This is a genomic window from Pseudomonas arabinosi (assembly GCF_047758675.1).
In the GTDB taxonomy this organism is placed as follows: Bacteria; Pseudomonadota; Gammaproteobacteria; order Pseudomonadales; family Pseudomonadaceae; genus Aquipseudomonas; species Aquipseudomonas arabinosi.
The window spans coordinates 5,830,863-5,853,718 of sequence record NZ_CP180480.1; the positions used below are offsets into that span (position 1 = coordinate 5,830,863).

20 protein-coding genes and 1 pseudogene are annotated in these 22,856 nt (G+C 58.0%); 9 read left to right on the plus strand and 12 right to left on the minus strand.

Going from position 1 to position 22,856, the window contains the following annotated elements:
- Window positions 1-57: 57 nt before the first annotated feature.
- The 3 genes from aspS to ACMXYJ_RS27175 form a co-directional block, all read right to left on the minus strand.
- On the minus strand, window positions 58-1,833 hold the full coding sequence (aspS, locus tag ACMXYJ_RS27165) for an aspartate--tRNA ligase (protein ID WP_056741400.1): 1,776 nt from the start codon (window positions 1,831-1,833) through the stop codon (window positions 58-60).
- Between the two features lie 119 nt (window positions 1,834-1,952).
- Window positions 1,953-2,174 (minus strand): FmdB family zinc ribbon protein, encoded by a 222-nt coding sequence (locus ACMXYJ_RS27170; RefSeq protein ID WP_010457489.1) that lies wholly within the window; start codon window positions 2,172-2,174, stop codon window positions 1,953-1,955.
- Between the two features lie 115 nt (window positions 2,175-2,289).
- On the minus strand, window positions 2,290-2,649 hold the full coding sequence (locus ACMXYJ_RS27175; protein ID WP_415757624.1) for a ribbon-helix-helix domain-containing protein: 360 nt from the start codon (window positions 2,647-2,649) through the stop codon (window positions 2,290-2,292).
- A gap of 514 nt (window positions 2,650-3,163) precedes the next feature.
- On the opposite strand from ACMXYJ_RS27175, the gene ACMXYJ_RS27180 reads away from it, so the two are divergent.
- Window positions 3,164-3,766: a cold-shock protein gene (locus tag ACMXYJ_RS27180; RefSeq protein WP_111451443.1), complete on the plus strand. Its 603-nt coding sequence runs from the start codon at window positions 3,164-3,166 to the stop codon at window positions 3,764-3,766.
- A 70-nt stretch (window positions 3,767-3,836) separates the two neighbouring features.
- Here ACMXYJ_RS27180 and ACMXYJ_RS27185 read toward each other — a convergent pair whose 3' ends face one another.
- Together ACMXYJ_RS27185 and ACMXYJ_RS27190 are read right to left on the minus strand one after the other, a co-directional pair.
- Window positions 3,837-4,043 carry a SlyX family protein gene (locus ACMXYJ_RS27185; RefSeq protein ID WP_056741397.1) on the minus strand — a complete coding sequence of 69 codons (207 nt, stop codon included), beginning with the start codon at window positions 4,041-4,043 and terminating at the stop codon, window positions 3,837-3,839.
- Between the two features lie 3 nt (window positions 4,044-4,046).
- Entirely contained in the window at window positions 4,047-4,472 is a 426-nt protein-coding gene (locus ACMXYJ_RS27190) for an HIT domain-containing protein (RefSeq protein ID WP_415760813.1), read from the minus strand.
- Between the two features lie 459 nt (window positions 4,473-4,931).
- Here ACMXYJ_RS27190 and ACMXYJ_RS27195 point away from each other — a divergent pair, with 459 nt between their 5' ends.
- Both ACMXYJ_RS27195 and ACMXYJ_RS27200 read left to right on the plus strand, forming a co-directional pair.
- Complete coding sequence (locus tag ACMXYJ_RS27195) at window positions 4,932-5,294, plus strand: hypothetical protein (protein WP_415757625.1); 363 nt, start codon at window positions 4,932-4,934, stop codon at window positions 5,292-5,294.
- 95 nt (window positions 5,295-5,389) lie between these two features.
- Window positions 5,390-6,658 carry an OprD family porin gene (locus tag ACMXYJ_RS27200; RefSeq protein WP_415757626.1) on the plus strand — a complete coding sequence of 423 codons (1,269 nt, stop codon included), beginning with the start codon at window positions 5,390-5,392 and terminating at the stop codon, window positions 6,656-6,658.
- Between the two features lie 161 nt (window positions 6,659-6,819).
- On the opposite strand, the gene ACMXYJ_RS27205 is transcribed toward ACMXYJ_RS27200, so the two are convergent.
- A complete protein-coding gene (locus tag ACMXYJ_RS27205) occupies window positions 6,820-7,662 on the minus strand; it encodes a mechanosensitive ion channel family protein (RefSeq protein WP_415757627.1) in 843 nt (280 codons plus the stop codon).
- Between the two features lie 186 nt (window positions 7,663-7,848).
- Window positions 7,849-8,334 carry a YajQ family cyclic di-GMP-binding protein gene (locus ACMXYJ_RS27210; RefSeq protein ID WP_007906601.1) on the minus strand — a complete coding sequence of 162 codons (486 nt, stop codon included), beginning with the start codon at window positions 8,332-8,334 and terminating at the stop codon, window positions 7,849-7,851.
- Between the two features lie 141 nt (window positions 8,335-8,475).
- Here ACMXYJ_RS27210 and ACMXYJ_RS27215 point away from each other — a divergent pair, with 141 nt between their 5' ends.
- The 4 genes from ACMXYJ_RS27215 to ACMXYJ_RS27230 all read left to right on the plus strand — a co-directional run bounded on the left by ACMXYJ_RS27215 (window position 8,476) and on the right by ACMXYJ_RS27230 (window position 13,247).
- Window positions 8,476-9,393 (plus strand): putative 2-dehydropantoate 2-reductase, encoded by a 918-nt coding sequence (locus ACMXYJ_RS27215; protein WP_415757628.1) that lies wholly within the window; start codon window positions 8,476-8,478, stop codon window positions 9,391-9,393.
- 45 nt (window positions 9,394-9,438) lie between these two features.
- The gene (locus ACMXYJ_RS27220) at window positions 9,439-11,475 is read left to right on the plus strand and encodes a sensor histidine kinase (RefSeq protein WP_415757629.1); all 2,037 of its coding nucleotides are present in this window, start codon (window positions 9,439-9,441) and stop codon (window positions 11,473-11,475) included.
- Window positions 11,476-11,477: 2 nt separating this feature from the next.
- The gene (locus ACMXYJ_RS27225; RefSeq protein ID WP_415757630.1) at window positions 11,478-12,059 is read left to right on the plus strand and encodes a cob(I)yrinic acid a,c-diamide adenosyltransferase; all 582 of its coding nucleotides are present in this window, start codon (window positions 11,478-11,480) and stop codon (window positions 12,057-12,059) included.
- Between the two features lie 240 nt (window positions 12,060-12,299).
- A complete protein-coding gene (locus tag ACMXYJ_RS27230) occupies window positions 12,300-13,247 on the plus strand; it encodes an IS110 family transposase (RefSeq protein WP_415756263.1) in 948 nt (315 codons plus the stop codon).
- Window positions 13,248-13,348: 101 nt separating this feature from the next.
- On the opposite strand, the gene ACMXYJ_RS27235 is transcribed toward ACMXYJ_RS27230, so the two are convergent.
- The 4 genes from ACMXYJ_RS27235 to secA all read right to left on the minus strand — a co-directional run bounded on the left by ACMXYJ_RS27235 (window position 13,349) and on the right by secA (window position 19,169).
- Window positions 13,349-14,299, minus strand: a complete 951-nt coding sequence (locus ACMXYJ_RS27235) for a Nudix family hydrolase (RefSeq protein ID WP_415757631.1) — start codon at window positions 14,297-14,299, stop codon at window positions 13,349-13,351.
- Complete coding sequence (locus ACMXYJ_RS27240) at window positions 14,296-14,928, minus strand: glutathione S-transferase family protein (protein WP_415757632.1); 633 nt, start codon at window positions 14,926-14,928, stop codon at window positions 14,296-14,298. The genes ACMXYJ_RS27235 and ACMXYJ_RS27240 overlap by 4 nt, the downstream gene beginning before the upstream one ends.
- A gap of 165 nt (window positions 14,929-15,093) precedes the next feature.
- Entirely contained in the window at window positions 15,094-16,311 is a 1,218-nt protein-coding gene (argJ, locus tag ACMXYJ_RS27245) for a bifunctional glutamate N-acetyltransferase/amino-acid acetyltransferase ArgJ (protein WP_415757633.1), read from the minus strand.
- Window positions 16,312-16,433: 122 nt separating this feature from the next.
- Window positions 16,434-19,169, minus strand: coding sequence for a preprotein translocase subunit SecA (gene secA / locus ACMXYJ_RS27250; RefSeq protein WP_415757634.1), 2,736 nt, complete (start codon window positions 19,167-19,169; stop codon window positions 16,434-16,436).
- 307 nt (window positions 19,170-19,476) lie between these two features.
- On the opposite strand from secA, the gene ACMXYJ_RS27255 reads away from it, so the two are divergent.
- Window positions 19,477-19,932, plus strand: coding sequence for a DUF721 domain-containing protein (locus ACMXYJ_RS27255; RefSeq protein WP_111451433.1), 456 nt, complete (start codon window positions 19,477-19,479; stop codon window positions 19,930-19,932).
- A gap of 124 nt (window positions 19,933-20,056) precedes the next feature.
- On the opposite strand, the gene ACMXYJ_RS27260 is transcribed toward ACMXYJ_RS27255, so the two are convergent.
- The gene (locus ACMXYJ_RS27260; protein ID WP_415757635.1) at window positions 20,057-21,544 is read right to left on the minus strand and encodes a helicase HerA-like domain-containing protein; all 1,488 of its coding nucleotides are present in this window, start codon (window positions 21,542-21,544) and stop codon (window positions 20,057-20,059) included.
- A gap of 332 nt (window positions 21,545-21,876) precedes the next feature.
- On the opposite strand from ACMXYJ_RS27260, the pseudogene ACMXYJ_RS32090 reads away from it, so the two are divergent.
- Window positions 21,877-22,716 (plus strand): annotated as a pseudogene (locus ACMXYJ_RS32090) (HAMP domain-containing protein); the annotation flags it as partial.
- Window positions 22,717-22,856 lie beyond the last annotated feature (140 nt).

A 22,856-nucleotide genomic window follows, 5' to 3' on the forward strand; every position in this document is an offset into this window, starting at 1 on the left:
ATCTCGACCAATCTATAAAGAAAGGGCGCATCCGAAGATGCGCCCTTCTGGTCAGCCTTACTCAGCTTTAGGCGTTTCGCGCAGACGAATGTGCAGTTCGCGCAATGCCTTGGCATCTACAGCACCCGGAGCCTGAGTCATGACGTCAGCCGCGCTCTGGGTTTTCGGGAAAGCGATCACTTCACGGATCGACTGGGCGCCGGTCATCAGCATCACCAGACGGTCCAGACCGAAGGCCAAACCACCGTGTGGCGGCGCGCCGTACTTCAGGGCGTCAAGCAAGAAGCCGAATTTCTCTTCCTGTTCCGCTTCATTGATACCCAACAGGCGGAACACCGTCTGCTGCATTTCCTTGCGGTGGATACGGATCGAACCGCCACCCAGCTCGGTGCCGTTCAGGACCATGTCGTAGGCACGGGACAGAGCGGTCGCCGGGTTGGCTTCCAGTTCTTCCGGGGTGCACTTCGGCGCGGTGAACGGGTGGTGCAAGGCAGTGAAGCTACCGTCGTCGTTCTCTTCGAACATCGGGAAGTCGACGACCCACATCGGCGCCCACTTGCAGGTCAGCAGTTCCAGGTCGTTACCGACCTTGATCCGCAGCGCGCCCAGGGCCTCGCTGACGATCTTGGCCTTGTCGGCACCGAAGAACACGATGTCACCGTCAACCGCGCCAACGCGATCGAGGATCACATTGAGGTTGGCTTCAGGGATGTTCTTGACGATTGGCGACTGCAGGCCTTCAACACCTTTGGCGCGCTCGTTGACCTTGATGTACGCCAGGCCCTTGGCACCGTAGATGCCGACAAACTTGGTGTAGTCGTCGATCTGCTTGCGCGGCATGCTCGCAGCACCTGGAACGCGCAGGGCGGCAATACGGCATTTCGGGTCGTTGGCCGGGCCGCTGAACACCTTGAAGTCGACGTCTTTCAGTTGGTCGGCAACGTCAACCAGTTCCAGCGGGTTACGCAGGTCCGGCTTGTCGGAACCGTAACGGCGCATGGCTTCTTCGAAGGTCATGTGCGGGAAGTCGCCGAATTCCAGATCCAGCACTTCCTTGAACAGGTTGCGGATCATTTGTTCGGTGATGCCCATGATCTCTTTTTCATCGAGGAAGCTGGTTTCGATGTCGATCTGGGTGAATTCAGGCTGACGGTCGGCACGCAGGTCTTCGTCGCGGAAGCACTTGGCGATCTGGTAGTAACGGTCGAAGCCGGCGACCATCAGCAGTTGCTTGAACAACTGTGGCGATTGCGGCAAGGCGAAGAAGGAACCGGCGTGGGTACGGCTCGGCACCAAGTAGTCGCGAGCGCCTTCTGGCGTGGCGCGGGTCAGAATCGGCGTCTCGACATCGAGGAAGCCGTTCTCGTCCAGGAAGCGACGGATGCTGGTGGTCATGCGCGAACGCAGACGCAGCTTCTCGAGCATTTCCGGGCGACGCAGGTCGAGGAAGCGATAACGCAGGCGGGTTTCTTCGCCGACGTCGGAGAACTCGTTGAGCGGGAACGGTGGGGTTTCCGACTCGTTCAGCACTTCAAGTTCGTAGCCCAGCACTTCGATCATGCCCGACGCCATGTTGGCGTTGGTGGCACCGGCCGGGCGCAGGCGCACCTTGCCGGTGATCTTGACCACGTATTCGCTGCGCACGCGATCGGCGGCGGCGAAGGATTCAGCGCGGTCCGGATCGAACACCACCTGGGCCAGACCGTCACGATCACGGATATCGAGGAAAATCACCCCACCGTGGTCACGGCGACGGTGAACCCATCCGCAAAGGGTAATTTCCTGGCCTTCCAGGCTTTCGTTCAGTTGGCCGCAATAATGGCTGCGCATCATGGTAGTGGTTTCACTTCTCGTAATCGAAATTCGGTTGGAGGCCTTGCATATTCTGCCCTTGTGAAAGGCGCCAGATGATGCAAGAGCTCGCACGTGTCGTTCAACTCAGGTTCAAGACCCTAGTCAGCTTTGTCGCCGCCGGCCAGATTCTTCTTGGAACCGGTCTTGAAATCGGTTTCGTACCAGCCGGTGCCGCTAAGGCGGAAGCCCGGCATGGACAGCATCTTCTTAAGCTCTGGCGCCTGGCAGGCAGGGCAGTCGACCAGCGGTGCTGCGCTGATCTTTTGAATGGCTTCCAACTGATGACCACAGGAAGCACATTGATAGTCGTACATCGGCATGGGGGTTGTCTCGGCGATCAGATTGCTACCGCACACGCTGGGTTTTGCGGCAAAGAGCGGGATTATATCCATTAAATGCAGCCTGTGCAGCCGTAAGACTGCACAGACCGACACTCTACCCATTCCACCCCTGTGACTGAGGCATGGCGACGCAGCCGCCTTCCTTCAGGCTGTGCACGACGCACACAACCCGCACCAGCCCGGTGAAGTTCTTGACCCCGCCGTGACGTAAATGCACCTCGCGGTCCACATGGGACAACAGCGCACTGACCGTACAGCAGTTGACCTTGGCCATGTCGCCCAAAATATCCCAATAGACCTGCTCAAGCCGCAAACAGGTGGCGAAGCCATTCAAACGCACCGACCGGGATAAAGGCTGGGCCAGGCCCATATCAAATTCGCTGACAAATGGATCGATCCTTATTTCCTTGACCGGGCCGACCCTCCCCTCGCTTCGCCTGTCTTCGTAATCCATATCGTTGACACTCCTTTGCCATCCTTGCTTTTTTATAAGAGCAACAAGCTGTTTCTCTATAAAAGCGCAGGCGCAAAGTTATATCCAGATGACTTTATGACCATCAACGTAGGATAAGCCAACAACTGAAGAGCGATCATGGAGACCGTCCTACTCCAGATAATTTCCTACGCGACTGGACGCAATATCATTCAACAGGAAGGCACTTAAAGTTACGAGAAGACAGGGAGCGCAGCCTCCACGCGGTTTTCTCGTCAACTTGCACACGCGGGGTCAGGCAGCCCGGGATTCTTCGGCCACCTGCGACAAATCGACCCTCAGGGCACCGCTGGACTGCCTGATTTGAGTAGCTGCAGGCTTTGCTGTTAAATAGACAGTGTGTCGCGACCGCCTATTTTCCGGGGGCTGCGCATAGGCTGGTACCGGGTACGTGTCCAACGCCTCTTATTGTTCTGAAGCGAACCGTGCTCAATCAGCTCTTCCTTGTGATCCGTCTTAACGTGAGTTACTCAAAATGTTGAAAATTGTCCACCTGCTAATGGGCGCAGCAGCCTTGCTGTTGTCCTTCATCCCTAGCCTGCGATCCGAAGCCGTACCTTACCTGCAACAACCTGATGCGCTGTACCTGGCCTTTTTCGGCCTGCTCAACCTCACCCTCGCTCCTGTTATCCCTTACTGGAACAAAGGCCCGCGTCATCAACTGCAAAACCTGGTCAGCGCCCTGCTGGTTCTGGCCGTCGTCCTGCAAACCCTGACGCTGATCGCGCCGATGCCTGTCATTGCCGGTCAACCCGCTGTTCTGTTCAGCCTGGTCGCTGCCCTGATTGCTGTTCTTCTGCACCTGGCCATCAGCTTCTACAAATCTTCACCGGCTGCCGCCTCGCCAAGCTATGACATGAGCAACCGCGATACCGGTACCGTCAAGTGGTTCAACACCTCTAAAGGCTTCGGCTTTATTTCCCGTGATTCCGGCGATGATATTTTCGTGCATTTCCGGGCCATTCGTGGCGAAGGTCATCGTGTTCTGGTCGAAGGCCAGCGCGTGGAGTTCTCCGTTATGAACCGTGACAAAGGCCTGCAAGCCGAAGATGTGATCGCCGCACTGCCGCGCCGCTGATTCAAGGCTAAAAAAAACCGCGAACAGCCTGGCTGTTCGCCGTTTTTTATTGCCCGTCTGTTGGTCACACTCAGTAATGCGGCGGTGGCGCTTCTTCTTCAAACGTCTCGAACTGGCCAGCCATTTCTTCTTGCCGCTTGAGCAATGCCGCCATTTGCAGTTGCAGGCGCTCAACCGCACGCTGCTGCGTCGCCAGCACATCACTCAATGCCTGGATGGTGTCATCCTGAAACGCCAGCTGACTCTCCAGATCGGTAACGCGATCTTCCAGGCTCATGATTCAAACCTCCAGAAACGTAAAATCATCGGTCAATACCAGGCGCAACCGCTCGCGAATCAACGCGATCTGCTCCGAGCCATAAGGCTTGGCTGGGTGTTTACCCCAGACCGGCGCTGGCCAGGCGGCATCCTCACGCTTGCGCACAATCACATGCATGTGCAACTGACTGACGACGTTACCCAAGGCCGCGACATTCAACTTGTCCGCGTCGAACGAGTCCTTGAGCATTTCCGCCAGTGCGGTCGTTTCCTGCCACAGCTGGTGTTGATCTGCGACATCCAACTGAAATATCTCACTGATATCGTCGCGACGTGGCACCAGAATGAACCAGGGGTAATTCGAATCATTGGACAGCAGCAACCGGCACAGCGGGAAGTCCCCGATCGGTAACGTGTCTTGTTGAAGTCGTGGATCTAAAGCGAACACTGCGCGCACTCCCGCCTGGTCATCATTTTTCAGCTTAGCGCCCATCCCGAGAGACGGCGCACCAAGCGACAGGACGGCAGCATACCTGCGAACGCTGCTGGCTTCACGACGAACCATGGTCGAAGCCAACCCGAGAAACAACAAACGACCGGTCGTGCGCCCCGACATGAGTCATTTTCGTTCAGGACGCACCATTACAGAACCAGCAACCACACAAAAAACGCCGAACTGACTGATAAACAACGACACGTTCGAATTTGGCAAACGGCCGCACTGTATGAATTCAGTACAGCGATTAAAATTTTTTGCACCAAAACCGCACAGTGCGTCTACGCTGAGTCGGTCAGGTATCCGCCATTTACTCACTGGCGGGGTGAACCGGTAACGTTTTGGGTTGTCGCGCAGTCGGCCACGAAGGCACAACACGATGCAAACCATGGCGTCAAGCCCGAACAAAACGTGCTTGAACCCCCCGGCTTTATGAGGTTTTTACAGCAACAGGCAGGCTTTCAGAAAAAAAACCAGCAGGATTCTGATTTGTGCACGCTTGTTGCATTCACACCCATATCGCCTCTAAAGCGTCCGCTGGAAGTGGAAGCTTTAAGGCAAATAAAAACAGTGGCAGGGTTGCCCGATGGAGATTCAAACGTTTCACCAAGGACTCTTTTTACCGATGCCCAAACCCTGAAAAACAACGCTAAAAGTTGTCAGCCCGCTTGCATCGATGCTGTAAATTTGCGACATCTACCAAGCCGTTTGCGACAGGGTCGTAAAGAAGCTGAAAGGTTAGATACGCAAGTATCGCCAACATGGTCGGCGTGATATAAGTTTGCGCCGACACAAAAAGAAAGAGCCGCCCAGATAATAAATCAGGTGGGACGGCAGTACTCTTCTAAAAACCAAAGGAGCAAATCACGATGCGCGTGATGAAGTGGAGCATGATCGCACTGGCTGTTTCGGCCAGTACTTCGCAGTTAGCAATGGCGTCCTCTCAAGAGGAATCCAAGGGCTTTTTTGAAGATCAGAGTCTGAATGTTCATAGCCGTATGCTGTACATGAACCGTGACTTCAAGAACGAAAACGCGGTTGACAAAGACCAAAGCTATCGCGAAGAGACTGGCCTCGGCGTGCGTACCACGTACGAGTCGGGCTTCACTCAGGGCACCGTAGGTTTCGGCGTGGATGCCTTGGTCAATGCCATGGTCAAACTGGACAGTGGCCGTGGCCGCACCGGTAATGGCCTGTTTGGTACGGATAGCGAAGGCCGCCCGGAAGACACCCAATCCAAGGCTGGCGGTGCAGTCAAATTCCGTCTGTCCGACACTGTCCTGAAATATGGTAACCAATACGTTGCCAGCCCTGTCTTCTCCACAGACGACAGCCGTCTGCTGCCAGAAGTGGCTACCGGCACCATCATCACCAGTAAAGAAATCAAAGGGCTGGAGCTGAGCGCTGGTCGTTTCACCGCTTTGAGTTCGCAGACTGGCATGGGCCGTGACAGCATCAACGGACCGCACAACCCAGGCCTGAGCAGTGCCAACATTGCCGGCGCTACCTACCAGTTCACCGACAACTTTGTAGCTGGCGTGGCTGCTTCCGATGTAGATGACTACTTCAAGAAGCAATACGTCAACGCCAACTACACCCTGCCGATCAACGAAGATCAGTCCCTGAACTTCGACTTCAACGGCTATCGCTCCAAGAGCCAGGGTCAAGAGCTGAGCGGCAATGTTGACAACCGCATCTGGTCCCTCGCAGCTGCCTATAGCATCGGCGCTCACAAGTTCACCGTGGCTCACCAGCGCTCTACCGGTGACACAGGTTATGTTTACGGCGTTGACGGCGGCGGCACTATCTTCCTCGCCAACTCCATCCAATACTCCGACTTTAACGGTGCAGACGAGCGTTCGTGGCAGGCCCGTTATGACCTGAACATGAAAACTTACGGTGTACCAGGTCTGAGCTTCATGACTCGTTACGTCAAAGGTGACAACATCTCCACAGCCACCGAAGAAGGTAAAGAACACGAGTTTGACTTCGAAACCAAATACGTATTGCAAAGTGGTCCAGCCAAAGACCTGTCTTTCCGCCTGCGTAGCGCAATCTATCGTTCGAACACTGCCTACTCTGGCGGCGACAACAACGACTTCCGCGTGATCGTTGAATACCCACTGAGCATCTTGTAATTTCTCAGCGGTAGTTCGATAGCTTCAAATCTGCAATAACAAAAAACCGCTCACCTGATCCAGGTGAGCGGTTTTTTTGCATCTGGCTTCCTAAAGACTTATTCGCCACTTGCTTGCATAGCAACCTAACAATAAAAAGCTGACAAAACCGCCAAAAAGCGTTATTGCGCAGCTCGTTCGTGGAGCATACGGACAACTCGCTGTGGAAACGGAATATCGATACCGGCTGTTTTCAAACGATCACGGGATTGCTCATTGAACATGAACATCACATCCCAATAATCCGCAGTCTTCACCCACACTCGCAGGGAAACAGTAATCGAACTGTCGCCCAGTGTCGAAATCACTGCCTGAGGTGCCGGGTCAGCCAAAACACGCTCATCTTTGGCCAGGTCCAGCAAAACATGACGGGCCTTCTGCAGGTCCGCTTCGTAATCAACGCCCACATCAAACACAACTTTGCGCGTCGGTTGACGGTTAGTGTTGGTGATGATGCCGTTCGACAGGTTGCCGTTCGGCACGATGATGGTTTTGTTATCGCCGGTGCGCAGGACGGTGTGGAAGATCTGAATGCTGTCGACCGTGCCGGCAACACCTTGGGCTTCGATCCAGTCACCAATGCGGAACGGGCGGAACAACAGAATCAGCACACCGCCGGCGAAGTTCGCCAGGCTGCCCTGCAAGGCCAGGCCGATGGCCAGACCGGCCGCACCGATGGCCGCGACGAATGAAGTGGTTTCCACCCCGATCATCGAGGCGACGCTGACGATCAGCAGAACCTTGAGAATGATGTTTGCCAGGCTGCTGATGAAGCCTTGCAGCGCGAGGTCGGCATTACGCAGCGCCAACAGGCCGCCGAGCTTTTGCGTCACCTTGTTGATCAGCCACCAGCCGATGGCCAGGGTAATCACTGCCAGCAGCACGCGGCTGCCGTATTCCATGATCATCGGAATCCAGGCTTGAGACGCCTTGACCAGGTTGTCCACTTCAGTATTCAAATCCATCTACTTTCTCCTGATTTCCGGCCATCCGGCACGCGAAAATGAGCGGCAGAAAAAGACCCGCCGGAATAAACACAATCCCTGTGGGAGCGGGCTTGCTCGCGAAAAAGGTGTATCAGTCGACATCATTGTTGAATGACACACCGCTTTCGCGAGCAAGCCCGCTCCCACAGGTTCCCGCCTGAAAGGTCAGTCGCGGAAGTTGTTGAACTGCAGCGGCATATCGAACGTCTTGGCGCGCAGGGCCGCGATGGCTTCCTGCAAATCGTCACGCTTCTTGCCGGTAATGCGCACTTGCTCGCCTTGAATGGCAGCCTGAACCTTGAGCTTGGCGTCTTTGACATGAGCGACGATTTTCTTCGCCAGCTCTTTGTCGATGCCTTCCTTCAGGACCGCTTCCTGCTTCATCAGTTTGCCCGACGCATAGGCATCCTTGACTTCAAGGCACTGCACGTCGATTTTGCGCTTGACCAGGGCCAGCTTGAGGATCTCAATCATCGCTTCGAGCTGGAAATCGGCTTCGGCGGTCAGGTTGACGGTCAGGTCCTTTTCCTTGAACTCGAAGGTGCCTTTGCCTTTCAGGTCATAACGACGATCGAGTTCCTTGACGGCGTTCTCGACCGCGTTGGTGACTTCGTGTTTGTCCAGTTCGGATACCACGTCGAACGACGGCATGTAATCTCTCCAATAAAAGGGCATGCTCGATCACGATGGAGCACGCCTGGCTTGCGGTTAAAATCCGCGCTGATTATAACGGGTCTTTCCCATCATTCACTGCGAGCCTCCCATGCGCGCGATAAACAGAGCAAAAAGCTGATGTCCACCACCTGGCATGTTCTGGGCGCTGGCAGCCTTGGCACCTTATGGGCCACTCGACTGGCGCGGGCCGGCGTGCCGGTCAAGCTGATCGTGCGGGACGCTGCCCGCTTGCAGGCGTATGAGGTGGCGGGTGGGTTGACGCTGGTCGAACACGGTAAAGCGCAGTGCTATCCAGTGCCTGCCGAGACACCCGACAGCGGTGAACCAATCAACCGCCTGCTGGTGGCCTGCAAAGCCTACGATGCCGAGAAAGCCGTAGCCCAACTGGCACCGCGCCTGGCTCCCGACGCCGAGCTGATCCTGTTGCAGAACGGTCTTGGTAGCCAGGACGCCGTCGCCACGCAGGTACCGCAGGCTCGCTGCATTTGTGCGTCGAGCACCGAAGGTGCCTTTCGCGATGGCGACTGGCGCGTGGTGTTCGCCGGCCACGGTTACACCTGGCTGGGGGATGCCGGACATCCCGTGGCGCCAATCTGGCTGGATGACGTGAGCGCCGCCGGTATTCCCCATGAGTGGAGCACCGACATTCTGACCCGGCTGTGGCGAAAACTGGCGCTCAACTGTGCGATCAATCCGCTGACCGTGCTGCACAATTGCCGCAATGGGGGTTTGCAGGAACACCGCTGCGAAGTCGCCACCCTCTGCGGCGAATTGACCGAGTTGCTTGAGCGCTGCGGTCAGCCAGCAGCGGCCGAGGACCTTCAACAGGAAGTCGAACGGGTAATTCACGCGACCGCCGCCAACTACTCTTCGATGTACCAAGACGTCGCGAACCAGCGCCGCACCGAAATCAGCTATCTATTGGGTCATGCCTGCAAAGTCGCCGCGAGACATCAACTCAACCTGCCGCACCTCAATCAACTGGAGCAACGGTTGATCACCCATCTGCACAGCCTTGGATTGCCCAGCGACTGAGCAGCGGCTACGCTGGCCACTTGTTCCTTTTCAGCGATGAACCTGATGCCATTGCGCCAGCGCCTTGAAAACCTTCCGGTCGGCCAGAAATTGCTGGCCGCCCTGCTGGTGCTGTTGACCACCGTCCTGCTGGTCGCCAACCTGACCTTTATCAGCGCCGCGTACTACATCTCCCAGGAAAGCATGGCACCTCAGGCCTTGCAGACCATCGGCCGCCTGGTGTCCAACCCCAGCCTGGTGTCCGAAGCCTTGCAGTCACCGCAAAGCGCCGAACGCCTGCTCAATGAACTCAACAGCTACTCACCATTGCGCGCGGCGGCCCTCTATGACGGCAAGGGCGAGCGTCTGGCGCAGTTGCAGCATGGCGACAATCTGAGCCTGCCAGCGCGTTACCGGCACATTGAATCCTGGCAAGCTACCGAGTTTCGCAGCAATCAAATCATCACCCTGCCCCGCCCCGGCACCGCGCCCGGCCACCTGTTACTGGTCGCCAGCAGCGAACTGCCGATGGCGTTCTACACCGGTACCCTCACCGCCAGCCTCGGGATTCTGATCTTCAGTGTGCTGTTGTGGCTGGTGATCGCCCGGCAGATCAAACGCCTGATTACCCGGCCGATCCATGAGCTCGAAGAGTTGTCCCGGCAAGTGACACGGGAGGAGAACTACGCCCTGCGCGCCTCCCGCGGCAACCATGACGAAATTGGCAGCCTCGCTGAGGCGTTCAACACCATGCTCTCGCGGATCGAGGCCCGTGAGCAGCAACTCAAACGGGCCCGGGACGATTCCCAGGCGGCGTATGACCAGGCTCAGGGCCTGGCCGAAGAAACCCGTCATACCAATCGCAAGCTGGAACTCGAAGTCCAGGTGCGCAGCAAGATCGAGAAGAAGCTCACCGGTTTCCAGAACTACCTCAACAGCATCATCGACTCCATGCCCTCGGCGCTGATCGCCCTTGATGAACAGCTCTACGTGACGCAGTGGAATCAGGAGGCCAGCGCCCTGTCTGGTACACGCCTCGACGAAGCCTTGAATCAGCCGATCTTCCTTGCCTTCGAACCGCTCAAGCCGTTTCTGCCGCAACTCAAGCAAACCGTCGAGCAGCACACAGTGGCCAAGATTGAACGGGTGACGTGGCTCAAGGACGAAGAACCCAAGCACTACGCGCTGACGTTCTACCCGCTGATGGGCGGTGCCGGGCGTGGTGTGGTAATCCGGATCGACGACATTACTCAGCGTCTGTCGCTGGAAGAAATGATGGTGCAGTCGGAAAAAATGCTCTCGGTCGGTGGCCTCGCCGCGGGCATGGCTCACGAGATCAACAACCCGTTAGGCGCGATCCTGCACAACGTGCAAAACATTCGCCGACGCCTTTCGCCTGATCTGCCGAAGAATCTCGAACAAGCCGAGCAAACCGGGATCGCGCTGGAAACGGTCAACAAATACCTGCAAGCGCGCGAAGTGCCGCAGTTGCTCGACGGCATTCAACAGGCTGGCGCCCGGGCGGCAAAGATTGTCACGCACATGCTCAGTTTCAGTCGCCGCAGTACCCGGCAAATGGCCCCGTGCGACCTGCCGGCGCTGATCGATCAGGCGGTGGAAATCGCCGGTAACGACTTCGACCTGGCGATCGGTTTCGACTTCAAGGGCCAGGCGATCATTCGCCAGTTCGATCCAGCGTTGGGCCCGGTGCCCGGGACCGCCAATGAACTGGAGCAAGTGCTGCTCAATCTGCTGAAAAACGCCGCTCAGGCGATTCACCAACGTGAAGACGACCGCGAGCCGGGACGGATCATTCTGCGCACCAAGCTGAACCCGCCCTGGGCGGAAATCCAGGTGGAGGACAACGGCATCGGCATGAGCGAGAACGTGCGCAAACGCACCTTCGAACCGTTCTTCACCACCAAGGAAATCGGTCAGGGCACCGGCCTTGGCTTGTCGGTCTCGTATTTCATCATTACCAACAACCACAAGGGTCAGATGGAAGTGCAATCGACCCTGGGCCAAGGCACGTGTTTCACCTTGCGCCTGCCCCTGGCGGGCACCCCGCTCGTCTCTCAAGAACTCAATCAGCTATCGAGGTAACCATGGGCTTTCGCTTGTCGAAGATTTACACCCGCACCGGCGACAAAGGCGAAACCGGGCTGGGCGACGGCCGCCGCGTGCCCAAGGATCATCCGCGGATCGAAGCCATTGGCGAAGTCGATACGCTGAACAGTCAGGTGGGTGTGCTATTGGCCGGGTTGGCGGCGGAAAGTGGCACCTATCCAGGATTGAACGAGGTGATCGAGGTTTTGGCGCCTTGCCAGCATCGGTTGTTCGACTTGGGTGGCGAGTTGGCGATGCCGGCGTATCAGGCACTGAACACGGCAGAAGTCGAACGTCTGGAAGCGGCGATTGATGTGTGGAATGAAGAGCTGGGGCCGCTGGAGAATTTCATTCTGCCGGGTGGTTCGGCGTTGATTGCTCAGGCCCATGTGTGCAGATGCCTGGCGCGCAGTGCCGAGCGGCGCTGTCAGCATCTGAACGCCGTCGAACCGTTGGCCGGGGTTGGGTTGGCGTACATCAATCGGTTGTCGGACGTGTTGTTTGTGGTGGCGCGGTTGATTGCCAAGCGGCAGGGGATTGCTGAAATTCTTTGGCAGCCGGCGGCGAAACCAGAGGTTTAGTCGGCGGCTGTCAGGCCGCCTTCGCGAGCAGGCTCGCTTGTATGGTAGGACTTGAAGGGAGGAGGAGGGACAAGGCTCGATTCTGACTGTTGACGCAGTACAGACCGTGGGAGATTTCGCCCCTCCTCCTTTCACCCAAGCGCCGATAAAGAATGCATCTGGCTAGACCGACGATAGGAACAAGCCTGCGCCTCTGGGTGAGCCCTTCAAGTGCTCAAACCTTATCTCGGAGGAAATCCTATGGCAATGCCGGTCTCTCTATCAAAACCGATCGTGGGCGTGGATGTCGCCAAGAATGAACTGGTGATTTATCAGGCGGATAACGATTTGCTTGAAGAGATTCCTAACACTAAAACATCCATCAAGCAGTGGCTGAAGACGTTGCCGGGGACGGTGGCTATTGCCATTGAGGCGACCAACATCTATCACCTGGACTTTGCTGATCTAGCCTATGAGGCCGGATGCGCGATTTACATGGTGGGAGGCTATGAACTCAAACATTATCGCGAAGGCGTAAAGATCCGCGCCAAAACCGACGCGCTGGACGCCAAGTTGCTGGCCCGTTACCTGAAGAACGAAGCCGAGGAGTTGCGCCCTTGGACCCCACCATCACCGCTGTACCGCCAGCTCCTGAGCCTCTTCCGTCGCCGGGCTGCCTTGGTCCAGGCTAGGGTTGGCCTGGTGCAGAGTTGGTCGAATGAGTCGCTGCTGAAGGCGGCTTTTGCAGAACAAGTGAAGTCCATGCAGCAGCTTGAAACGCTGATCGAAAAGACGATCAACGATCAGCTCAAAGAAGCCGGTTTACTCGGTCAACTGAAACGTTGCCTGAAAGTTGAAGGCATTGGATTTTTGACTGGGGCTCGCTTGATAACTGCGTTTCAGCGCGGGGATTTTAGAAACGCGGATGCGTTTATCGCCTTCCTGGGCATGGATTTACGGGTGTCTAAATCAGGACAGAAGGACGGTCGCCGCAGTTTGACCAAGCGCGGTGACCCCGAGGCTCGCCGGCTTCTGCACAATGCAGCGATGTCGGCTAGCCGTACGAAAGCCTGGAAAGGGTTTTACGAAGCCCAAAGAGCCCGGGGTTTCAGCACCACTGAGGCGCTGGTGATGCTGGCTCGCAAGCTTGCGCGGGTGGCATTCGCCTTGCTGAAAGGGCAAAGCGAATATCAGTCAAAGGTCAGTTGAGGGCTTCCCCTCAACCATAGAATCTCCCACAGTTGACCGAGTTCTTCCTGTAGAAATGCGATCCACTGTAGGAGCGAGCCTGCTCGCGATGGGGCCAGTAGTTACACCGAAGAATCAGGCCAAAACGCCCGAATCCCCGCCGCACCCTGTGCGCCCGCTTCCCAGGCTTTCTGAAGATCAGCCGGGCCAACACCGCCCAACAGGAACACCGGCTTACTGAAACCAGCAATCAACGCCGAAGCCTGCTCCCAACCCAACGGCTGCGCATCCGGATGAGTCTGGGTCTTCTGCACCGGTGACAGCGTCACAAAATCCACACCCATCTGCTCCGCCAACGCCAGTTCTTCAGCGTTATGGCAGGACGCCGCCAGCCAACGCGACGCCGGTAACGGGCGGCCAGCCGCCGCGTGCTTGCGCAGTTGCGCGGAAGTGATGTGCCAACCGGCGGACGGGAAATCTCCCAGCCATTCGAACGGCCCCTTGATCATCAACTGCGCCTTGCCCGCACACAGCCCCGCTGCGTCCACCGCCAGATCGCGGTACTTCGGATCGTAGCCGTTGGGTGCCCGCAACTGGATCAATTTGATGCCACCGGCAATGGCTTTTTGAATACCGCGCAGCAAGGCCGGGGTTTCCAGGTCTTCCGGGGTAATCAAATACTGCGCGGGTAACCGTGCAGCCGCGACAATCGGTTGGTTGGCGGCCGGGAACTCGTAGTTCAGCAGATCTCGTGGCGCGACCCATTCCAACGGCTGGCCTTCGGCGCCGTGCGGTTCGCCGGTAAAGGCCGACACTTCCCAAACGTCCAGCAACACTTGCTTGTCCGGGTAGTCATGCTGAACCTTGATCAGCGGGCGAGCGGCATTGACCACGATGCCCAACTCCTCATGAAGCTCGCGAGCCAGGGCGGTTTCGACGGATTCGTCGGCCTCGACCTTGCCACCGGGGAATTCCCACAGGCCACCCTGATGCTGGGTGTCGGCACGGCGGGCGATGAGGATCTTGCCACCGCCATCACGGATAACAGCGGCAGCTACGTGGACTCGTTTCACCGTTCTACTTCCTCCAGTCCTGCCTTCTGCCAAGCCTTGAAGGCCGGCCATTGGTAGATGGTTTCAACATAGGCCGCGTCCGCTGCGGGCAGCCTCACCTGATAGGTGCGCAGGCGCACGGCAATCGGTGCGAAGAAGGCATCCGCCAGGGTCGCGCCGCCAAACAGGTACGGACCGGTTTCGGTGGCGGCGGCGCGGCACTCGGCCCACAACGCCAACACACGCTCGATGTCGGCCTGGACGTCAGCCGGCGTCGGCGACAGCGCAGCGTCGTGGCTCAAGTCGAATGGCATGTTGCCGCGCATGGCGAAGAAACCGCTGTGCATCTGCGCGCAGGCCGAACGGGCCTGGGCGCGGGCGGCGGTGTCTTTAGGCCAGAGGTCGGCGTCGGGGAACTGCTCTGCCAGATACTCGGCAATCGCCAGGGAATCGGCGATGGTGCCGTGTTCGGTTTTCAACAGCGGGACTTTCGCGGTCGGCGAGTGCTTGAGCAGACGCTCGCGCGTATCCGGCTGGTTCAGCTTGATCAGTTCTTCGGTGTAAGGAACGCCGGCCAGGTCGAGGGCCAAAGCGCCACGCAGGGACCAGGAGGAAATCAGTTTGTCGCCGATGATCAGGTGAAGGCTCATGTTCGGGACCTTTTGATGGAGGGAACAAGCCAGTCTATGCAGTGACTGACAGACCGTCATCGCGAGCAGGCTCGCTCCCACATGTTTTTCTGCCGTACACAAAATCTGTGTTCACTGGAGATTTACTGTGGGAGCGAGCCTGCTCGCGATAGCGTCGACTCGGTCTTACGTGCGGTACTCCGCGTTGATTTTCACGTATTCGTGGGACAGGTCGGTGGTCCAGATGGTTTCGCTGCACTCACCGCGACCCAGCTCGATACGGATAGTAATTTCTTCCTGCTGCATCACGGCCGCGCCCTGGGCTTCGGTGTAAGTCGATGCGCGAGCGCCACGGCTGGCGATACAGACATCACCGAGGAACACGTCGATCTTGCTGACGTCCAGGTTCGGTACGCCGGCACGGCCGACGGCAGCCAGAATGCGGCCCCAGTTCGGGTCGGAGGCGAACAGTGCGGTCTTGATCAGCGGCGAGTGAGCCACGGTGTAACCGACGTCCAGGCATTCCTGGTGATTGCCGCCGCCATTGACTTCAACGGTCACGAACTTGGTCGCGCCTTCGCCGTCACGAACGATGGCCTGGGCCACGTCCATGCACACTTCAAACACCGCTTGCTTCAACTTGGCGAACAACTCGCCTTCGGCGCGGGTGATTTCCGGCAGTGCAGCCTGACCGGTGGCGATCAGCATGCAGCAGTCGTTGGTCGAGGTGTCGCCGTCGATGGTGATGCGGTTGAACGACTTGTTGGCACCGTCCAGCAGCAAGTTTTGCAGCACGTCGCGGGAGACTTTGGCGTCGGTGGCGATGTAGCCAAGCATGGTCGCCATGTTCGGGCGGATCATGCCCGCGCCTTTGCTGATACCGGTGACGGTGATGGTCACGCCGTCATGCTGGAACTGGCGGCTGGCACCTTTTGGCAGGGTGTCGGTGGTCATGATGCCGGTGGCGGCAGCTTCCCAGTTGTTGACCGACAGGTCGTCGAGGGCGGCTTGCAGAGCCCCTTCGATTTTCTCGACCGGCAGCGGCTCGCCGATCACACCGGTGGAGTACGGCAGCACCAGGCTGGCGTCGACGCCGGTCAGCTCAGCCAGTTTGGCGCACGTGCGCTCGGCAGCGGCAAGGCCTGGTTCGCCAGTGCCGGCGTTGGCATTGCCGGTGTTGGTCAACAGGTAACGCACCGGACCTTGCACACGCTGCTTGGCCAGGATCACGGGAGCTGCGCAAAAAGCGTTCAGGGTGAACACGCCAGCGACCGTGGAACCTTCGGCACAGCGCATGACCACAACATCCTTGCGCCCCGGGCGCTTGATGCCAGCCGAGGCGATACCGAGTTCAAAACCGGCAACCGGGTGCAACGTTGGCAAAGGACCAAGACCAACAGCCATGAATGCGCTCCTTAATAAATGATGTCAGCACCGCTTTCAGGAAGAACGGTGGTTTAAATGGCAAAACGCCGCGACGGCATAAGCCGGTCGCGGCGCGGGTATTTCAGCGTATGAAACGGGTTTTACTGGATCTGCCCGTGGCAATGCTTGAACTTCTTGCCCGAACCGCAGTAGCAAAGTTCATTGCGGCCCAGCTTCTGTTCGTTGCGTACCGGAGCGACGGCAAGGGCGACATCGACCTCTTCACCCAGCAGTTCCGGTTGCTCAAGCCCCGGTGCTTCGTCGTGCTGGAACTGCATGCGTGCAGCCAGCGCTTCGGCTTCCTGACGCAGACGTTGTTCTTCTGCTTCCGGGTCTTCGCGGCGAACCTGAACGTGGGACAGCACACGGATCGAGTCGCGCTTGATCGAATCCAGCAGCTCGGAGAACAGCGTGAAGGACTCGCGCTTGTACTCTTGCTTCGGGTTCTTCTGTGCATAACCACGCAAGTGGATGCCGTGACGCAGGTGATCCATGGTCGACAAGTGGTCTTTCCACAGGTCGTCGAGCACACGCAGAACGATTTGCTTCTCGAAGCTACGCAGCGCTTCGGCGCTCGCCTGCTCTTCTTTCTCGTTGTACGCGGCCAGCAGCTCGGTCATGAGCTTCTCGCGCAGGGTTTCTTCGTACAGGTGATCGTCTTCGTCGAGCCATTTCTGGATCGGCAGCGCCACACCAAAATCGCTCTGCAACGCCGCTTCCAGACCGGCCACGTCCCACTGCTCAGGCAGCGATTGCGGTGGAATGTGGGCGCTGACAGTTGCGTTGAGCACGTCCTGACGGAAGTCGGCGATGGTTTCACCGATGTTGTCGGCGGCCAACAAACTGTTACGCATGTGATAGATCACTTTACGTTGTTCGTTGTTGACGTCGTCGAACTCGAGCAGTTGCTTACGAATGTCGAAGTTGCGGCCTTCAACCTTGCGCTGAGCCTTCTCGATGGCGTTGGTCACCATGCGGTGCTCGATCGCCTCGCCAGGCTGCATGCCCAGGGCCTTCATGAAGTTCTTCACCCGATCAGAGGCGAAGATGCGCATCAGGCTGTCTTCCAGCGACAGGTAGAAACGGCTGGAACCGGCGTCACCCTGACGACCGGCACGACCACGCAGCTGGTTGTCGATACGGCGCGATTCGTGACGCTCGGAAGCAATCACCTGCAAACCGCCCGACTCGAGCACTTGCTGGTGACGTTTCTGCCAGTCGGCCTTGATCTGGGCAATTTGCTCAGGGGTTGGCTCTTCCAGCGAGGCCACTTCCACTTCCCAGTTGCCGCCCAACAGGATGTCGGTACCACGACCGGCCATGTTGGTGGCGATGGTCAGTGCGCCTGGGCGACCGGCCTGGGCAATGATCTCGGCTTCTTTTTCGTGGAACTTGGCGTTCAGAACCTTGTGTTCGATGCCTTCTTTCACAAGCAGGCTGGACATGTGTTCCGACGTTTCAATGGTTGCAGTACCCACCAGCACCGGACGGCCCTGGGTCATGCATTCCTTGATGTCGTTGATGATCGCCGCGTATTTCTCTTCGGCGGTCAGGAACACCAGGTCGTTGTAGTCTTTACGCGCCAGCGGTTTGTTCGGCGGGATAACCATCACCGACAGACCGTAGATCTGGTGGAATTCGAACGCTTCGGTGTCGGCGGTACCGGTCATCCCGGACAGCTTGTTGTACAGACGGAAGTAGTTCTGGAACGTGGTCGAGGCCAGGGTTTGGCTTTCGGCCTGAATGTTCAGGTTTTCCTTGGCTTCGATGGCCTGGTGCAGGCCTTCGGACAGACGGCGACCCGGCATGGTACGACCGGTGTGTTCGTCGACCAGAACGACCTGGCCATCCTGCACGATGTATTCGACGTTGCGATTGAACAGCTTATGAGCGCGCAGACCGGCATAAACGTGGGTCAGCAGACCGAGGTTGTGCGCCGAATACAGGCTCTCGCCTTCAGCCAGCAGGCCAACGCGGGTCAGCATGTCTTCGATGAACTGGTGACCGGCTTCGTTGAGCTCAACCTGACGGGTCTTCTCGTCGACGGTGTAGTGGCCGGCCTTGGTGACTTCGCCTTCCACTTCTTCGATGTGCAACTCAAGCTGCGGGATCAGTTTGTTGATCTCGATGTACAGCTTGGAGCTGTCCTCGGCCTGACCGGAAATGATCAGCGGGGTACGGGCTTCGTCGATGAGGATGGAGTCGACTTCGTCGATCACGGCAAAATTGAGTTCGCGCTGGAATTTTTCTTCCATGCTGAACGCCATGTTGTCGCGCAGGTAGTCGAAACCGAATTCGTTGTTGGTGCCGTAGGTAATGTCGGCAGCGTAAGCCAGACGTTTCTCTTCCGGCGGCTGGAACGGCGTGACCACACCGACCGACATTCCGAGGAATTCGTAGAGCGGACGCATCCAGTTGGCGTCACGACGGGCCAGGTAGTCGTTCACCGTCACAACGTGCACGCCCTTGCCGGACAGTGCGTTGAGGTAAACGCCCAGTGTTGCCACCAGGGTCTTGCCTTCACCGGTACGCATTTCCGCGATCTGGCCTTCATGCAAGGTCATGCCGCCGATCAGCTGGACATCGAAGTGGCGCATACCCATGACGCGCTTACCGGCTTCGCGGGCGACCGCAAAGGCTTCTGGCAGCAGCTTGTCGAGGGTTTCCCCTTTGGCGATGCGGGCCTTGAACTCATCTGTCTTGGCACGCAATTGATCGTCCGAAAGGGCCACCATTTGCTCTTCGAAGGCATTGACGAGTTGCACCGTCTTGAGCATGCGTTTGACTTCACGCTCGTTCTTGCTTCCAAAAAGTTTCTTTAACAAAGGCGCAAACATATCGGCAGGATCTTCCACACTAAAGGGATGGAGGGCGGCCCCGTGAGTCGCCCGAGCAGCCCTCATGGCCGCATGCGAACGAGCATTCTACCCGGAAACGATGGTGAGGAAAGTGGCGTTGTTCCACGATGCTGGCACAGCGTTGTAACGGGGCTCACTTAAAATAAGGGCTTTTTGCTGAACTTCAAGCCATTCACGGCAGAAGTTACTTGTTGATTTAATGGGTAAAGCGCTCGCAAAGCAATGGCTCGGGTGCATCCGGTGCTTTCTGCTACCATGGCGGCTCTGTTACTTCAGGTGTCTGATCATGGCATTTCGCCCTCTTACGGCCAGAGCACCCGCCGTTCTGCTTCGCGAAGCCAAACCGCTGAAAGCCATCTTCGGCCACGCTCAACGCCTGGGTCATTTACAACGTCTGCTGGAAAGCCAATTGCAGCCCGCCGCCCGCGAGCATTGCCATGTGGCGTCGTGGCGCGAAGGCAGTTTGTTGCTGATAGTGACCGACGGTCATTGGGCAACCCGCCTGCGTTATCAGCAAAAGCGTCTGCAACGGCAATTACAGATGTTCGACGAGTTCGCCAGCCTGACGCGGATTCTGTTCAAGGTTCAGCCGCCCACGGTTCAGCAAGGGGCGGCTGGCCATACCATCAGCTTGTCGACCGATGCGGGCGCGACCATTCAGGCCACAGCCGACGGGATCAGCGATCCGAATCTGCGGGCGGCGCTGGAACGGCTGGCGGCTCACGCCAAACCCAAGGCATGACATAGAACCCAATGTGGGAGCGAGCCTGCTCGCGAAGGCGGCCTGACATTCAACATAGATGTTGTCTGATCTACCGCTTTCGCGAGCAGGCTCGCTCCCACATTGATTGCACCCAGCCAGATGTTTAGCGGCGTTTGCTGCCGCCGAGCAGCGAGCCCATCAAGCCGCGTACCAACTGTCGGCCCAATTGATTGGCCGCCTGGCGCATCGCTGATTTCAGCGCCTGCCCTGCCGCTGTCCCCAGGAATTCCCCGGCCTTGTCGGTGAAGCTTGGCTCTTCGGCTGCCGGTTTGCCCGCAGCAGCGTCAGGCTCTGGCGCCAACCCTTTGCGCCCCATCAACACCTCATAAGCCGATTCGCGATCAACGGGTTTGTCATACCGCCCCTTGAACGGCGACCCCGCGATCAGCACTGTGCGTTCAGTCTCGCTCAACGGCCCGATCCGCGATTGCGGCGGTGCCACCAACACCCGCTGGACGATCTCCGGCGTGCCCTTGTCCTGCAACGTGCCGACCAGCGCCTCGCCGATCCCAAGTTCGGTCAGCACTGACAAGGCATCAAACGCCGGGTTCGGCCGGAAGCCTTCGGCCACCGCGCGCAGGGATTTCTGTTCCTTGGCGGTGAACGCGCGCAAGCCATGCTGAATGCGCAAACCGAGCTGAGCCAGCACGTCATCCGGCAAGTCGCCCGGCGATTGGGTGACGAAATACACGCCAACGCCTTTCGAGCGTATCAACCGCACCACTTGCTCAAGACGATCCTGCAAAGCCTTGGGCGTACCGGCGAACAATAAATGCGCTTCGTCGAAAAACAACGCCAGCAGCGGTTTGTCCGAATCGCCGCGTTCCGGCAATTGCTCGAACAATTCGGCCAGCAACCACAACAGGAACGTCGCGTAGACTTTCGGCGCTTCGTGCACCAGACGGCTGGCATCGAGCAAATGAATGCGCCCGCGGCCGTCGGCGGTCGGCTGCAGAATGTCTTCGAGTTGCAGCGCCGGCTCACCGAACAGCGCTTCGGCGCCCTGCTGTTCCAGGGTCGCCAGACGCCGCAACAGCGCCTGACTGGAACCGGTGGTCATCAGCGCGGCGTCGTCACCGAGCAATTCGGGGTTGTCACGCAGGTGATTGAGCAGTGCCTTCAGGTCCTTGAGGTCCAGCAGCAACAGCCCTTCGCGGTCCGCCACCTTGAACGCGGCGTACAGCGCCGACTGCTGACTGTCGGTCAGCTCCAGCAGGCTGCCAATCAATAACGGCCCCATTTCGCTCAAGGTTGTGCGCAATGGATGACCGGACTGGCCGTGAATGTCCCACAGGGTCACCGGATACGCCTGAGGCTTATGGTTCAGCCAGGGCATCCCGGCGATCCGCTCGGCGATTTTGCCTTGAGGGTTGCCGGCGGCGCCCAGACCACACAGGTCGCCCTTGATATCGGCGGCGAACACCGCCACGCCGGCATCGCTGAAGGCTTCGGCCATCCGTTGCAAGGTGACGGTTTTGCCCGTCCCGGTAGCGCCCGCGACCAAACCATGACGGTTCGCCAGACGCATGGCCTGGGCAATGGGCTGCCCGGCGAGGTCGGCACCGATAACGAGTTGTAATGAGTCAGGCATTTTGTCACCCATGGTTAATCTTTGATCCTTCACGGCCGATAGGAATAAGCGAGAGACCCAATTGAAAGCAAGGTCCGACATTCCCCTATGGAGAGCAGGAATTACCGACTCGCTCCATTGCGCACTCATTTTGCGCGCATTAGCAGCAACGCGCCCCGAACAATATGACCATAGCGGACCCCCGAGCCATGAACAAAAATCTGCGCTTCAGCCATAAAATCCTGCTTGCCGCCGCCCTCATCGTCATTGCCGCCTTCGCCTCGTTCACGCTGTACAACGACTATTTGCAGCGCAATGCGATACGCCGCGATCTGGACAACTATTTGCAGGAAATGGGCAGCGTCACCGCGAACAACATTCAAACCTGGCTGGCCGGCCGCAGCCTGCTGATCGAAAACCTGTCGCAAACCGTTGCCTTGAACGCAGATGTAGCCAATGTCTCCAACCTGCTGGAACAGAAGGCTGTGTCGTCGACCTTTATGGGCGCCTACCTGGGCAACAAAGATGGCACCTTCATCATCCGCCCGGACAGCAAGATGCCCGACGGTTATGACCCTCGTGCCCGCCCTTGGTACAAGAGCGCGCAAAGCACCAGCGGCTCTGCCCTGACCGAACCCTACATCGACCTGGCTTCTGGTCAGTTGGTGATTTCCATCGTTAATAGCGTACTCAAGGACGGTCAAAACATCGGCGTGGTCGGTGGTGACTTGAGCTTGCAGGTGATCACCGACAGCCTCAACGCACTGGACTTCGACGGCATGGGCTATGCGTTCCTGGTCAGCGCCGACGGCAAAATCCTGGTCCACCCGGACAAAGCACTGGTGATGAAGTCCCTGAGCGAGGCGTACCCGAAAAACACCCCGCGCATCAGCAGCGACTTCAGTGAAGTAGACGTCGACGGCAAGACTCGCATCGTGACCTTTACGCCGATCAAAGGGCTGTCCTCAGTCAATTGGTACATCGGTCTGTCGGTGGATAAAGACAAAGCCTTCTCGATGCTCAGCGAGTTCCGCGCCTCGGCGGTCGTTGCGACGATCATTGCCGTGGCCATCATCATCGCTCTGCTGGGCATGCTGATCCGCATCCTGATCCAGCCGCTGCACGTGATGACCCGCGCCATGGCCGACATCGCCGACGGCGAAGGCGACCTGACCAAACGCCTGACCATCGTGAACAACGATGAATTCGGCGCTCTCGGTACCGCGTTCAACCGCTTCGTGGAACGCATTCACGGTTCGATCCGCGAAGTGTCGTCGGCCACCGGGCAAGTCAACGAAGTGGCTCTGCGTGTCGTGGCCGCCTCGAACTCGTC

Bases quoted from the DNA above. Each gene is read 5' to 3' on its own strand.
- ACMXYJ_RS27225 (WP_415757630.1), top strand. From the start codon at position 11,478: ATGGGCTTTCGCTTGTCGAAGATTTACACCCGCACCGGCGACAAAGGC.
- ACMXYJ_RS27210 (WP_007906601.1), bottom strand. From the start codon at position 8,334: ATGCCGTCGTTCGACGTGGTATCCGAACTGGACAAACACGAAGTCACC.
- ACMXYJ_RS27180 (WP_111451443.1), top strand. From the start codon at position 3,164: ATGTTGAAAATTGTCCACCTGCTAATGGGCGCAGCAGCCTTGCTGTTG.
- argJ (WP_415757633.1), bottom strand. From the start codon at position 16,311: ATGGCTGTTGGTCTTGGTCCTTTGCCAACGTTGCACCCGGTTGCCGGT.
- ACMXYJ_RS27220 (WP_415757629.1), top strand. From the start codon at position 9,439: ATGCCATTGCGCCAGCGCCTTGAAAACCTTCCGGTCGGCCAGAAATTG.
- ACMXYJ_RS27230 (WP_415756263.1), top strand. From the start codon at position 12,300: ATGGCAATGCCGGTCTCTCTATCAAAACCGATCGTGGGCGTGGATGTC.
- ACMXYJ_RS27205 (WP_415757627.1), bottom strand. From the start codon at position 7,662: ATGGATTTGAATACTGAAGTGGACAACCTGGTCAAGGCGTCTCAAGCC.
- ACMXYJ_RS27170 (WP_010457489.1), bottom strand. From the start codon at position 2,174: ATGCCGATGTACGACTATCAATGTGCTTCCTGTGGTCATCAGTTGGAA.
- ACMXYJ_RS27175 (WP_415757624.1), bottom strand. From the start codon at position 2,649: ATGGATTACGAAGACAGGCGAAGCGAGGGGAGGGTCGGCCCGGTCAAG.
- ACMXYJ_RS27215 (WP_415757628.1), top strand. From the start codon at position 8,476: ATGTCCACCACCTGGCATGTTCTGGGCGCTGGCAGCCTTGGCACCTTA.
- ACMXYJ_RS27255 (WP_111451433.1), top strand. From the start codon at position 19,477: ATGGCATTTCGCCCTCTTACGGCCAGAGCACCCGCCGTTCTGCTTCGC.
- ACMXYJ_RS27185 (WP_056741397.1), bottom strand. From the start codon at position 4,043: ATGAGCCTGGAAGATCGCGTTACCGATCTGGAGAGTCAGCTGGCGTTT.
- aspS (WP_056741400.1), bottom strand. From the start codon at position 1,833: ATGATGCGCAGCCATTATTGCGGCCAACTGAACGAAAGCCTGGAAGGC.
- ACMXYJ_RS27240 (WP_415757632.1), bottom strand. From the start codon at position 14,928: ATGAGCCTTCACCTGATCATCGGCGACAAACTGATTTCCTCCTGGTCC.
- secA (WP_415757634.1), bottom strand. From the start codon at position 19,169: ATGTTTGCGCCTTTGTTAAAGAAACTTTTTGGAAGCAAGAACGAGCGT.
- ACMXYJ_RS27200 (WP_415757626.1), top strand. From the start codon at position 5,390: ATGCGCGTGATGAAGTGGAGCATGATCGCACTGGCTGTTTCGGCCAGT.
- ACMXYJ_RS27260 (WP_415757635.1), bottom strand. From the start codon at position 21,544: ATGCCTGACTCATTACAACTCGTTATCGGTGCCGACCTCGCCGGGCAG.